The following is a 12,561-nucleotide window of genomic DNA, read 5'->3' on the forward strand; positions in this document are numbered from 1 at the left end:
AACCAGGTTGAATTTCAGGGAGTGACTAAAATAGAGGCATAGTATATTGTTTTTTGGTAAAATCAATATCAAGCACTGATGGAATTGTGTTGAGTATTCTAAGTTTATATCAAAAACGTGAGGATGGCTGAATAGTTACAATTAGACAATCATTGCGAGTAATGCTATGATTTTGATTTTCCATATCTTATATATACTATGTAAGAATAAGGTGCACCCATACAATGTGTGAATAAGTCACACAATTCATTTGATCAATACTATTCTAAAATAATAAGGAACTAATAACATGAGTAAAACTGCAGCAGTAATTGAAGGCGATGGGGTTGGACCTGAACTTGTGGATGCTATGGTAAAGGTGGCAGAAGCGGTTGGTACAAATGTAGAGTTCGTAAAATGTGATGCAGGTGCACAGTGGTGGGAAAAGAACGGTGGCAACTCCCTGGTTCCTGAAGATACCTGGTCTATCCTTGATGAAGCAGATGCATGTTTCAAGGGTCCTACAACAACACCTGGCGGAGCAGGTTCTCCTAGAAGTGTGGCAGTATCCATCAGGCAGAAATACAACCTTTATGCAAATGTCCGTCCTATCAAGACATTCCCAAACACCAACAATCCACTTGGGGATGTAGACTTTGTCTGTGTCCGTGAAGGAACAGAGGGAATGTACATCGGTGAGGAAGTCAAGCTTACAGATGACGTTTACATTGCTATAAGGAAGATCACACGCCCTGCATGTAAGAACATTGCAACCTACTCTTTCGAAGAAGCAAAGAAAAGGGGCTACGATACAGTTGTTCCTATCCACAAGAGCAACATCCTGAAAATGACATGTGGTACTTTCCTTGAAGAAGTTGAGAAGGTCGCAGAAGGTTATCCTGGTATCGATGTATGGGAATACCACGTTGACAACATTGCACAACAGCTTATCAAGAACCCACAGTTGTTCAACAACAAGATCTTGCTTTCAACCAATCTGTTCATGGATGTCATCAGTGAGGAATGTTCCGCACTTATCGGCAGTATCGGTCTTATCTACTCCGCAAACATCGGTGACAACTTCGCAATGTTCGAACCAGCACACGGTTCAGCACCAAAATACACAGGTCTGGACAAGGTAAACCCTGTGGCAACCATTCTTGCAGGTGCATGGATGCTTGACTATCTTGATGAGGGCGATAAAGCTGCACAGATCTTCAAGGCAACAGAGGATGTCATTTCAGAAGGTAAGCATCTCACCTATGACATTGGTGGAAATGCAGCTCTTAGCGAGATGACCGACGCTATCATCTCAAAGTTGTAAATTAAAAATTATACGTAAGTCCGGCTCTGGCGAGAATGGGACTTTTTCGCATAAGGCTTAATGCCTTATGCACCTTCTTTTTATTGTTCCATTTCCATTAACGAAATGAGATCTTTTTATTTAGCCAACATTTCCTTTCAATCTCTCAAGAAGTTTTCCCATCTCATTTTCCATCTCTTCTGCTCTTGAATCAACATACTGAAGCGTTTTAAGTTTTATAGCATCGGGAGTTTTATCATCTTCCTTTTCAAAAGTTTCCTTCATGGCTTTGAATGAGTTTACCAGTTCTACCTTTTGTTTCCCGATGGATTCTATCTCTTTTCGTTCTGTTGCGAACATGCATTTGGTATGGTGAATATCGATAAATCCAAAGCCACCACTCAGTGAGCATATCTCTATGATGATAATCTAATTTTAAAAAAAGAACGTTGCTTATCCGCATATTAGCGGACAAGCTTTCAGAGGGTCTTTCTTGCCATGTTTTTCTCAACGATAGGCTCGAAGAGGAAGTATTTTTCAACGTATGCCTGTATCTCTTCATCGGAGATGCATGATACACGTTTTTCATTGTTGTAGAGGTCATGTATATCCTTCTGGATGGCCCTGAGGCGTGGATCGTTCTTTTCGACAGTGATCTTGACGTCCAGAAGGTCATGAAGTGTATCCTCTACCTTGAAACGCAGAACCTCGATGCCTGATGAATCGCCTATAAGGAAAGCTCTCTCTCCTCCAACGACCTCTGGTGGATAGGGTTCATAGGTGAATGGGTTCTTGATGACACCTGCTGCGTGGATACCTGATTCGTGTGCAAAGACATTGTTCCCTACAACGGATTTGTTCCTCGGGATCCTGATGCCTACCTCACTTTGCATGAATTTTGCAAATTCGAAAATGGATTCGAGGTTGTACTTATCAAAGCCTTCTACCCTCCTTCCGAGGAACAGCAACAACTTCTCCAATTCAGCATTACCTGCACGTTCACCGATACCGAGGAACGTCACATTTGACCAGTTAGCACCGTGCCAGTATCCAGCGATGGAATTTGCCACAGCAAGACCGAAATCATCGTGACAATGGGTTTCGATATTGACAGCTTTTAGCTCTTCTTTGACATGTCTGACCATTTCGGGTATTCCGAATGGTTCTTCAACATCTACAAATGGAACTCCGAACCCAATGGTGTCACAAAGACGGATGGTGCATTTTGGATCTATCTCAAGGATCTTCTTGATCATTGGATAGACAAAATCAACGTTATCTGCACGTGTCATATCTTCAATATGTGCACGTGTCCTAAGGCCGTGGTCTACCGCATATTGTAATGCATCAAGGTATTTTTCCTCGGCAGCTTCCCTGCTTGGCAGTCCCATCTTGTCAAAAATGTGTACATCTGAGACGGACATCAATATTCCCGTCTCTTCGATAGCACCGATATCCAGTACCAGATCAATGTCACTGGTGACAGCTCTTGCCCAACCGGTGACCTCCGGGAACTCATAACCTCTGTCCAACATCATGCTAATGGCGTTTCTGTCACGCTTATTATACACAAATGTCTCAAGTTTTTCAATTCCTATCTTGTGCAGATACTCATAGATCTTCACTTTGTGATCTGCCTTTAATACAATACCGGGCATCTGAGCCCCATCACGTAGGGTACTATCACTTATACTTACTTCCTGTCCCTTTGGGAGCTTGATCTTTGGAAGATCGTCATAAGTTTTGTATAATTTCATAAATTACCTCCTTGAATGTTTACGACTGTGAAACTTTGTAGTTTAAGGCATCACAGGTCCTTTATATTTCTTGGTGACAAAACGGTTTAAGAACAGTCCGTTTTTTTGAATAGGAACCTGTCTGTAAAAAACATCATATCTAATTGAGTTTTCTTTTTGATTTAACACCTGTAATACTTTATCCTTAAAATGTCTTTCTTTTTCAAGCCGCCTGGGTTGTGCCGCATCACTTAGTTTATTCTTCGAAAGTTTACACTGTTACCCGGCGGTTATTCAGATGTGATATGCCCTTCTCTTTTTATTTATCTTTTTAAAGTTTACGATGTTACTGTTTATTTGTCATTGCAAATTTGATATGGGGTGGCTTCAATTAACAACTATTACCCAACATGTATACAAATGTTATCAAACGGTAAACTATATATATATGATTCTATTTTACAGCCTGTAACACAAAACATAGTATGAATGTTATGATGTTTGAAATATCAGGATGTTTGAGTTAAAATATAGGTGAGAATATATGAATTTTAATAAAATATTTGGAATTGCAATAATAGCACTTGTCCTAATGGTAGCAAGCGTATTGCCTGCATCCGCTCACGGGGATGTGAATATGGCTATCGATGAGGTTATTGAGCACGCAGAAGAACTTGTTGAGATGTCCGCAACAATTCACGACCAGACCATGTTAATTGCCGATGATGAAGGTCTGGATGATGACCTCAGGGCTGCAGGAGAATCTATCCATCTTTCTTCCCATGATATCGAACATATCGGAGCGCACATTAAGGAACATGCAGAGGAGCTTAAAGTACTCGCTGCTGACCCTGAAGCAAATGAAGAGGAGATCATGATCGCCCTTGGTGAGATCAACGAACATGCTGATGAAGCACTTGAGCTTATCGACAGCAAGGACGCAGACCTTCAGAAGATGCTTTCTGATGCACCTGAATCACACCAGCAGTATGCAGCAGATATCAAAAACTCTGTAACCGAAGCAGGTTCAATTGCAGATCACATCAAGACCCACGCTGCAGAAGTAGAGGAAGACCTTGGTTTTGCAGAAGCTGTAGTACTTGAAGGCGATGCTGGAATACACGTAACAGCTATGGAAGGAATTGCAAACGATATGCTTGATGATTCTACCACCATACTTCTTGAGACTAAGTGTTTAGTCAAAGATGAGTCACTTGATCAGCAATGGAGGGACTATGCCAAGCAAGTACACCTTGCGTCCCATACCACAGAACATGCATCAAAGGAAATTCTCGAGGACATCGATGAGCTAAAGACCCTCGCTGCAGAGCCGGCTGCAAATGAAGCTGCTGTCAAGGCCAAGATCGGTGAGATCAATGACCACGCACAGGTGGTCATGGACGAGCTTCTGGCCCAAAATGAGGCTGTTCACAAAATTCTTGAGCTTGAGGTACCATACCTTACCCATGCATCTGCATCACACGACGCTGTCCACAAGGTAGAGTATGAAGCAAAACAGCTCCAGAAAAAGTCCGAGAAACTTGAAGCTGCCCTCTATCCTGCAGCAGCACCTGAAGCAGTTGCAGCAGAACCTTCCGAAGTCTCAACAGAAGCTGAAGGTAACAGCACGCCAGGATTTGGATTCCCAATTGCAATTGCAGGTATCCTTGGTGCAATCTGTCTTTTTAGAAGGAAATAAGTAACTAATATTGAAAAGAGGTTCAAAATCCCCTTTCATTTTATTTTATTTTATTTTTAAGGAGTGATATATAATGCATATTTCAGATGGGGTACTATCTCCAGCTGTTATAGCGTTTGGCTGGATCGTTTCAATAATTTTTATTGCATTTGCTTTCAAGATGGCTCAAAAACAGGGCAGCATTGCAGAACAGATCCCCAAACTATCCGTATTCACAGCAGCTTTTTTTGTTGCTTCACTTATTCACATAAACGTACCACCTACAAGTGTACATCTTATCCTGAATGGATTACTGGGTGTTGTCCTTGGCGCACTTGCATATCCTGCAATGTTCATTGGTCTGGTACTTCAGGCATTGTTGTTCCAGCACGGGGGCATAACCACGATAGGAATAAACAGTTTCAATGTGGGTGCACCTGCTTTGATCTGTTATGCAGTATTCAGGAAAGGTTCGGGTATGGGACTTTCAAAGCCTGCTATTGGCGGTATTTGTGGAGGTCTTGCAATACTTCTGACCACGGGCTTCCTGGCTATAACACTTATTACAGCAGGAGAGCAATTCGAAATGATGGCAAAGCTTGTAGTGATCCCACACATGCTCATAATGGTAATTGAAACAATAGTAACAGCATCAGTAGTAGCTTACCTTGCAAAGGTAAAGCCAGAACTTCTTCCACTTAACAAGGAGGACAAAAAATGAGATCCACCAAAATTTTCACTATAACAATATTATTAATTCTGTGTATGTCACTTATACCAACTGCATCTGCACATAGGTGTTTCGTAGAACAGTTCAGCGGTGATGAGATCATTGTAAAGGCTTTCTATGAAGGCGATGCACCAATGGGGTTGGCAGAGTACCAGATACTTAATGCAGATACCGAAGAGCTCCTTTATGAAGGAGAGACCGATGAAGATGGTTTCTTAAGTTTTGCACCGGTTGAAGGTGTTACACAATACCATGTGGTCGTTGACCAGTTTGGTCACAAAGGTGATGCTATAGTAAGTGCCACAGGTGGCAACAACAAGCCAGCTGAACTTCCTCTTTTCATGAGGATCTTCACCGGATTTGGATACCTTATGGGACTTGCAGGAATTGCAATGGTCTATACCACAAAGAAAGGAAATAATTAATTGGTGGAGTAATTGAAATGAAATACCCTGAGATTGATAAATATGCAGAACTTGATTCTCTTATTCATCGATTTGACCCAAGGGCAAAAATAATTACTTTTACCCTTCTTATTTTTTCGTTTGTTTTTATAGAAGATATAAGGATCGCATTTGCAAGCCTGCTTTTTTCATTCTTCATTTTACTTGTATCAAGAATTCCTTTTGGATTTATCTTCAATAGGATGAAACCAGGCTTGATCTTTGTTATGCCATTTCTGATAGTAATGCCTTTTGCATTAGATGGAAATGTCCTTTATTCCTATAACGGAATTAGTATCAGTTATGATGGTCTTTATTATGGCAGCCTTGTAGTTATAAGGGCAGCAACATCGATCATGCTTACTCTGATCATGCTTGGGACAACGAAAATGGATACTACGATGAAGTCACTTCATTCACTTAAGGTACCTTCTCCTTTTGTCCAGACGCTGATGTTCTCTTATAGGTACATTTTTGTTTTTATTGATGAGTTCCTTAGCATGTGGACATCAATGAAAGCCAAAGGGTTTAAGGTAAAAGCAAACAAGCATTCCCTTTCCATCATAGGCAATATAGTTGGCATGATCCTTGTCAGGAGCTATGAAAGAGCTGAAAGGGTCTATCATTCTATGGCCTCAAAAGGTTACACCGGAGAGTCCAGGACAATTGTTAAATTTAAAATGCAGACTGCAGATTACGGATTGGCAGCGATCTTAATTGGTACTGTTTTGATATTTATAATATATGGGATGTCCTTATCATGAAAACGGCTATAAGTATAACAGATCTGAACTATTCATATCCTGATGGTACAAAAGCACTGGATAATGTAAATATTGAGATCGAACAGGGTGAAAAGATCGTCATAATGGGGCCAAATGGGGCCGGGAAGACCACTCTTTTCCTTCATCTTAATGGTGTCATCCGCGCTGAGCAGGACAATGTGAAAATATTTGGCAACAATATCGGGAGCATGAAGACCGAAGACAGGATCAGGGAGGTCGGAGTTGTCTTTGCTGAACCTGACGACCAGTTGTTCATGTCTACGGTCTATGATGATATTGCATTCGGACCCCTTAACATGGGACTTAGTGAAGAAGAGGTGGACAGAAGGGTAAAAAAAGCACTTGCAACCGTCGGTCTTGAAGGATTCGAGGACAAAGTACCTCATCACATGAGCTTTGGCCAGAAGAAAAAGGCGGCTCTTGCAGCAGTTCTTTCCATGGAGCCAAGGGTCCTGGTACTCGATGAGCCTACAGCGAACCTTGATCCTAAAAGCAGGGCAGATCTAATAAGAGTGATCAATGACCTGAACAAGAACCATGGTATCACCACTGTAATAGCAATGCACGATATCAATGCTCTCTCTGAGCTGGCAGACAGGGTCTACGTCCTGAACAGGTCTATAGTGGCAGAGGGGCCAACAAGGGATATATTTTCAGATCATGTGCTTGTAAAAGAAAACAATCTGGATGCCCCTGATATATTTAAGTTTTTCAAGATCCTGAAATGTTTTGGGGGGGATTGTGATCAAACTCCTATGTCAATAGATGAATCTGTTAAAGAACTGACACAAGCAATTGAAGCGCTTGAAGGGAAAATGAGCCTTCATATACATGAAAGCACCCATGAAATGGTCAATGATGTAATATCAAGCTACAGGCACTGATTCCTGTTCAAAAAAGTGCATACATTGAGACCTGTTCAAGAAATGCATACATTATATATATTTGAGGCAGCAAATATATGCCTTTTTCGTTTTAAAATAATCGGGAAGATCTTTTTGTTCAAAGGGCTGATATTGATCTGATTTTTTTGTGTCAGGACCCATGAACGGAATATTTATTTATTTCTTTTTTAGTATGGATTAGAGCTTAAATCTTTATAATTTGGGAAACAAGATGGTAATCATGTGGAGCACAGTACTCAAGAAGTTCGAAAAACACCCTGCACAGCAGAAGGTAATTAAGTTACTCTTCGAACGTGGGTTTCAGGTAAATAGCGATGGCAAGGTAACATCAGGCTCGATCGAGATCCCTCACACTCAGCTTGCAAAAGAAGCAGGTGTGGACCGCAGGGTCGTAGATGCAACTACCGACACCATACTCTCGGATGAACTATTGAAGAATATCTTCCAGAACGTCACGTCCATACCTTTCCTTCGTGATGTAGCTCCTGCTCTAGGTCTTGGTGTAATAATAATAACTCCTGATGATGCTGCGAATGTTGGCATCCTGTACAGCGTTTCAAAGTTGATCTTTTCCTACAACATCAGTATCAGGCAGGCGGTATCAGATGATCCTTATTTCAACAACGAAGCAAAGTTGACCATAATCACTGATTCCAAAGTACCGGGAGATCTTGTCAGTGATATCTTACAGCTTCCCGGCGTAAAAGGCGTAAGTATCTATTGATGCTTTCACAGAACAGCTTTTGCAAATGCTCTGAAAACCCCTATCAAATGACGTGAGTTCATAGGGTTCAGTAGCTTTTTGATAAGTATGGACGGATGGTCCATATCTCCGTATTTTGTGATAAGCTCGAGGAGCGCATTATTGTTCATTGAACCGATAAGGTCATCCAGTTCTTTGTCGGTCAGCCCGCCCATGAAATCGTGTATCCTCATTCCTGTTCTAAGTTCACGACCAAGAGCTGCTTTCCATCTGCTTTCATATTCTTTCAGTCTGTTTGCCGAAAAGTTCTCCTCACTAACAGCTTCGGCTGCAACTTGTCCAGCTATCTTTGCACAAACCGCACCGGTATAAACCCCTCCTCCTGAAGTGGGTTTAACCTGTCCAGCGGCATCGCCTGCAATGAGGACGCCATCTGAATATGTCCTCTTAAGCGGACCGATCGGTATTCCTCCGACAACAAGGTCAAGCATGTTGCTGGTGTAGTTACCTGCAAGATGTTCGTTCTTGTTCACAATGTTCCTCAGGTAGTTTATTGCATTGTGTTCATTTCCTGGTTCTACTGCCAGTCCTATCCTTGATATCCTTTCATTGACAGGTACTGTCCAGGCAAAGAATCCAGGTGCCTGTGAACCAACGAACAGTTCCACAAAATCAGTGTCATTTGAGTTGTAAAGGGCTTCTGTCTGTACTCCTGAAAGGATCCTGTCAACCTTTCCAAGCCCTGTATATCTGGCAACGTTGCTCTTGACACCATCTGCACCGATGATGATTTTCGATCTGACGGTTATCATCTTTCCCATGTGGATGACCGAAAGGAGTTGTATCCCGTTTTTTTGTTGTATCCCTGTGACCCTGCCCTTAAGCATGAGCTCTGCTCCGGTATCAACTGCAAGCGAGACAAGATGGCGGTCAAATATCTTTCTGGAAACGACATAGGCCTTTGTCCGTTTTCCATCAATGGGCAGGCAGGTTCCGTTCGGGGAATGCACGAAAGCCCCGCGAACACTGTTCAATACGAAATCATCTTCAGGACGTACATCACACTCCGAAACAGCACGTGTGCTCAGCAATCCTGTGCATTCCACGGGAGTCCCGATGGAAGCATGCTCTTCGATAATGAGCACTTTCGCACCGGCCATTGCTGCGTAACGCGCTGCTGTAGAGCCAGTTGGTCCTGCGCCGACAACCACTACATCGTATATCATGGGAAGCTGACCTGAAGAAAATACATCTTCTTCATCACTGTTCGCTTAGGATGACATCCGCTCCGATAGAACGCATTGAATCGAAGAAGTTCGGGTATGAGATAAAGATGGCTTCTGCAGTATCGATGGTCGTATTACCGGCTATCATTCCGGCAAGTGTCAGCGACATCACTATGCGGTGGTCGTGCCAGCCGTGGACCTCCGCACCTTTAAGCTCTCCTCCTTTTATGGTGAGCTTGTCCTTTTCCTCACTTGTGGAGATTCCCATTTTATTAAGTTCTAGAGCCATTGCATGAAGCCTGTCGGTTTCTTTGTATCTGACGTGTTCGGCATTGGTAATGACCGTTTCACCTTCTGCAACTGCACCGAGGACCGCGACTGTAGGTACGAGGTCAGGTGTTGCACCGGCATCCATTGTAATACCGTGAAGTTTTCCTCCATTTACTTCCACGGTTCCTTCCTCTTTGTTCCAGTAGATATTGGCACCCATTTCCTTGAGGATGTCAATGATGGCAATATCTCCCTGCATGGATGGGTACAGATTATTGACCTTGATCTTCGTATCGGTCATTGCAGCCGCTGCAAGAAGATATGAAGCCGAGGAAAAGTCTCCGGGAACTGTATACTCCTTGAGCCTGTACTTCTGGCTACCAGGTATTATGAACTTAAGGCTATGATTCTCTTCCAGATATATCTCAGCACCGGCTTTCTCTAGAATGTCCAATGTGACATCGATATAAGGTTTGGATTTAAGTTCTCCCTTTATTGAAAGTGTCGTACTGTTCTTTGTCAGTGGACATGCAAGCAGAAGTGCTGATATGAACTGCGAACTTATGGAACCATCTATCTTTGCGATAGCACCCTTTAATCCTCCCGTGACCACAATTGGTGCACACCCGTTCCCGCGTGTTGATATGGACTGAACTCCAAGGTCGTTCAATACATTGAGCAGTGGTCCATTAGGCCTTGATCTTATGGAATTATCTCCTGTAAGAACGGTAGTTCCCTGGCCAAGGGCAGAAACGGCTGTCATAAAACGAAGCGTTGTTCCGGAATTGCCAACATCGATAACGTTATCAGGAGTTTGTGGTTCTCCATCAATACCGCTTATCAATAATTTATCTCCATCCTTCTCTATGTATGCACCTAACATCTCACAGGCCTTTATCGTTGATTGGGTGTCTGCTGAGATCAAAGGTCTGTGGATAATGGATTCTTTTGAGAGGGCTGCAACTGTGATAGCCCTGTGAGTGTAACTTTTTGAAGGAGGTGCAAAGATCTCTCCGTGCACTCCTGATCTTCCTACTGTAACTTTCATTTACTGCACCCCTTTAATGATCTTCTCGATCTTGTCCCAATCATGGTCGTATATATGTGCGGAAACACTCATGGTCGTTATCGTTCCTGGAGCAAGGTCTACTTCCTCTGCAACATATTCGAGCAGTTTTGAAAGCCCATACAGGTTTGCAGGATATGCACCGGCAAAATCATGGCTTCTGAACAATGTTGTAAGATGCACTTTTTCATCCCTTATTTTGAAATCGTCAATTATCATGCATGGCACTTCATCCACTTCGGTATCGATCGTTGGTACCCATGTGACAGCAGTAGCTCTGCGTGTTGTTTTGTTGTCTGTCAGTTTCTCGATGACATACTCTATCTGGTCGACCTTACCATCCCAGTTCCTGAGCCTTTGACCGTAGGTGTATTCGAAATCCTGTGCATTTTCCCCTGTAATAAGCTGTTTTGCATATTCTTCCAGCCTCTCATGGTTCCAGGCGCTATCCTCAGGTATCTCATTACTGTACGGGTCCTCGATAACCACCATAAGGTTCATGAATTCGCGTATCTGGCTCCCACGCTCATCGGTAATCACACTTCCATGGTTCCATATGACATTGAGTCCTCGATACCATGCATCGCTTATAGTCCGGGCTTTTATGATCCTTCCAATTGCAGCATCATGCGTCATGACAAATTCTCCACTAATGTACTTAAATAAGCATTATCCTTCTAATATAGGTATCTATTAAAAACATCTTAAAACATCGGGACGAATAAAAAACAATGGCTGGGGGTTGCAAGAGGATACTGGTAAGGGGTGTCGTACAGGGTGTGGGATTTCGCCCGTTCATCTATCGCATTGCTAAAAAGTATGGTCTGCATGGTTATGTCAGAAACACCGGAGGGCGTGTGGAGATCGTAATCGAAGGTAATATGTCAAATATCGATCGATTTCTATATGACCTCAATTTTAAAAATCCACCTCGGAGCAAGATCGATACAGTTGAGGTGAATGGATCGATCAATTCCAATTACAGGGATTTTTCTATCCTTGACAGTAGATCCGAAACAACTCCTGATTCGATAATGATACAGGATATTGGTATCTGCCCTAAGTGTCTCAATGAATTGTTCGATCCTCATGACAGGCGCTATCAGTACCCTTTCATATCCTGCACGGAATGCGGGCCTCGCTATACATTCTCACATGCACTTCCCTATGATCGGCAAAATACATCCATGGGTGCTTTTATTCCATGCGCTTATTGTGCTCAGGAATACATCTCCTGTTCAGATCGTCGTTTCCATGGGCAAACAATTTGCTGTTCGAACTGTGGTCCCAACATCACCTTTGCAGATAAAAATGGCAACTCCAGCTCTTTTGGTAATAGTGCGATCGTGGATTGTGCAAAAGCGATCGATTCAGGTAAGATCATTGCCGTTAAAGGATATGGAGGGTTCCACATTATATGTGATGCTTCAAAGGACAATGTGGTGGAATTGCTAAGGAGAAAACTCCAAAGACCACAGCAACCATTTGCAGTCATGGCAAAGGACATTGGGCATGTGAGGTCATTTGCCTTTGTTAATTCCGAAGAAGAAGAACTGTTGTGTGATGTAAGCAATCCTATAGTTGTTTTAGATAAAAGGGAAAATATACTGTCTCTGTCGTCGATCTCTCCGCAATTGTGCAATGTTGGTGTGATGTTGCCTTATTCTGGTATCCATCATCTTCTTTTCCATAACACTTTGGCTTCTGTGTATGTAATGACCTCGGCAAACCTACCCG

General features: G+C 42.6%; 13 protein-coding genes. 8 read left to right on the forward strand and 5 right to left on the reverse strand.

From position 1 onward, the window contains the following. Positions 1-289 precede the first annotated feature (289 nt). A complete protein-coding gene (locus QAS77_RS06200) occupies positions 290-1,303 on the forward strand; it encodes an isocitrate/isopropylmalate dehydrogenase family protein (protein WP_305064493.1) in 1,014 nt (337 codons plus the stop codon). A gap of 120 nt (positions 1,304-1,423) precedes the next feature. Here the strand turns inward: QAS77_RS06200 and QAS77_RS06205 are convergent, their stop codons facing one another. Together QAS77_RS06205 and QAS77_RS06210 are read right to left on the reverse strand one after the other, a co-directional pair. Next, positions 1,424-1,642 carry a hypothetical protein gene (locus QAS77_RS06205; RefSeq protein WP_305064494.1) on the reverse strand — a complete coding sequence of 73 codons (219 nt, stop codon included), beginning with the start codon at positions 1,640-1,642 and terminating at the stop codon, positions 1,424-1,426. 119 nt (positions 1,643-1,761) lie between these two features. Beyond that, positions 1,762-3,039, reverse strand: a complete 1,278-nt coding sequence (locus QAS77_RS06210; RefSeq protein ID WP_305064495.1) for a homocitrate synthase/isopropylmalate synthase family protein — start codon at positions 3,037-3,039, stop codon at positions 1,762-1,764. Between the two features lie 523 nt (positions 3,040-3,562). Between QAS77_RS06210 and QAS77_RS06215 the strand changes: the two genes are divergently transcribed. From QAS77_RS06215 to QAS77_RS06240, 6 genes are all read left to right on the forward strand, one after another. Beyond that, positions 3,563-4,717 (forward strand): PGF-CTERM sorting domain-containing protein, encoded by a 1,155-nt coding sequence (locus tag QAS77_RS06215; RefSeq protein WP_305064496.1) that lies wholly within the window; start codon positions 3,563-3,565, stop codon positions 4,715-4,717. Between the two features lie 73 nt (positions 4,718-4,790). Then, positions 4,791-5,417, forward strand: a complete 627-nt coding sequence (cbiM, locus tag QAS77_RS06220; protein WP_305064497.1) for a cobalt transporter CbiM — start codon at positions 4,791-4,793, stop codon at positions 5,415-5,417. Positions 5,418-5,461: 44 nt separating this feature from the next. Next, the gene (locus QAS77_RS06225) at positions 5,462-5,851 is read left to right on the forward strand and encodes a hypothetical protein (RefSeq protein ID WP_305064498.1); all 390 of its coding nucleotides are present in this window, start codon (positions 5,462-5,464) and stop codon (positions 5,849-5,851) included. 17 nt (positions 5,852-5,868) lie between these two features. Beyond that, positions 5,869-6,633 (forward strand): cobalt ECF transporter T component CbiQ, encoded by a 765-nt coding sequence (gene cbiQ, locus QAS77_RS06230; RefSeq protein WP_305064499.1) that lies wholly within the window; start codon positions 5,869-5,871, stop codon positions 6,631-6,633. Beyond that, positions 6,630-7,538, forward strand: coding sequence for an energy-coupling factor ABC transporter ATP-binding protein (locus QAS77_RS06235; protein ID WP_250866963.1), 909 nt, complete (start codon positions 6,630-6,632; stop codon positions 7,536-7,538). Before cbiQ ends, QAS77_RS06235 begins: the two co-directional genes overlap by 4 nt. A gap of 241 nt (positions 7,539-7,779) precedes the next feature. Beyond that, positions 7,780-8,283 carry an amino acid-binding protein gene (locus tag QAS77_RS06240; RefSeq protein ID WP_305064500.1) on the forward strand — a complete coding sequence of 168 codons (504 nt, stop codon included), beginning with the start codon at positions 7,780-7,782 and terminating at the stop codon, positions 8,281-8,283. A gap of 5 nt (positions 8,284-8,288) precedes the next feature. Here the strand turns inward: QAS77_RS06240 and QAS77_RS06245 are convergent, their stop codons facing one another. From QAS77_RS06245 to QAS77_RS06255, 3 genes are read right to left on the reverse strand one after another with little or no spacing between them, the layout of a single operon-like run. Further along, positions 8,289-9,488: a geranylgeranyl reductase family protein gene (locus tag QAS77_RS06245; RefSeq protein WP_305064501.1), complete on the reverse strand. Its 1,200-nt coding sequence runs from the start codon at positions 9,486-9,488 to the stop codon at positions 8,289-8,291. Positions 9,489-9,522: 34 nt separating this feature from the next. After that, complete coding sequence (gene aroA / locus QAS77_RS06250; RefSeq protein ID WP_305064502.1) at positions 9,523-10,806, reverse strand: 3-phosphoshikimate 1-carboxyvinyltransferase; 1,284 nt, start codon at positions 10,804-10,806, stop codon at positions 9,523-9,525. After that, positions 10,807-11,460 carry a thymidylate synthase gene (locus tag QAS77_RS06255; RefSeq protein ID WP_250866959.1) on the reverse strand — a complete coding sequence of 218 codons (654 nt, stop codon included), beginning with the start codon at positions 11,458-11,460 and terminating at the stop codon, positions 10,807-10,809. 95 nt (positions 11,461-11,555) lie between these two features. Between QAS77_RS06255 and QAS77_RS06260 the strand changes: the two genes are divergently transcribed. Then, positions 11,556-12,561 (forward strand): Sua5/YciO/YrdC/YwlC family protein (locus tag QAS77_RS06260; protein WP_305064503.1); only part of this gene is annotated, 1,006 nt, incomplete at its 3' end.

Origin of the sequence: Methanococcoides sp. (genome assembly GCF_030594565.1) — an archaeon.
Classification (GTDB): Archaea; Halobacteriota; Methanosarcinia; order Methanosarcinales; family Methanosarcinaceae; genus Methanococcoides; species Methanococcoides seepicolus.

Bases quoted from the DNA above. Each gene is read 5' to 3' on its own strand.
- QAS77_RS06200 (WP_305064493.1), top strand. From the start codon at position 290: ATGAGTAAAACTGCAGCAGTAATTGAAGGCGATGGGGTTGGACCTGAA.
- QAS77_RS06205 (WP_305064494.1), bottom strand. From the start codon at position 1,642: ATGTTCGCAACAGAACGAAAAGAGATAGAATCCATCGGGAAACAAAAG.
- QAS77_RS06210 (WP_305064495.1), bottom strand. From the start codon at position 3,039: ATGAAATTATACAAAACTTATGACGATCTTCCAAAGATCAAGCTCCCA.
- QAS77_RS06215 (WP_305064496.1), top strand. From the start codon at position 3,563: ATGAATTTTAATAAAATATTTGGAATTGCAATAATAGCACTTGTCCTA.
- cbiM (WP_305064497.1), top strand. From the start codon at position 4,791: ATGCATATTTCAGATGGGGTACTATCTCCAGCTGTTATAGCGTTTGGC.
- QAS77_RS06225 (WP_305064498.1), top strand. From the start codon at position 5,462: ATGTCACTTATACCAACTGCATCTGCACATAGGTGTTTCGTAGAACAG.
- cbiQ (WP_305064499.1), top strand. From the start codon at position 5,869: ATGAAATACCCTGAGATTGATAAATATGCAGAACTTGATTCTCTTATT.
- QAS77_RS06235 (WP_250866963.1), top strand. From the start codon at position 6,630: ATGAAAACGGCTATAAGTATAACAGATCTGAACTATTCATATCCTGAT.
- QAS77_RS06240 (WP_305064500.1), top strand. From the start codon at position 7,780: ATGTGGAGCACAGTACTCAAGAAGTTCGAAAAACACCCTGCACAGCAG.
- QAS77_RS06245 (WP_305064501.1), bottom strand. From the start codon at position 9,488: ATGATATACGATGTAGTGGTTGTCGGCGCAGGACCAACTGGCTCTACA.
- aroA (WP_305064502.1), bottom strand. From the start codon at position 10,806: ATGAAAGTTACAGTAGGAAGATCAGGAGTGCACGGAGAGATCTTTGCA.
- QAS77_RS06255 (WP_250866959.1), bottom strand. From the start codon at position 11,460: ATGACGCATGATGCTGCAATTGGAAGGATCATAAAAGCCCGGACTATA.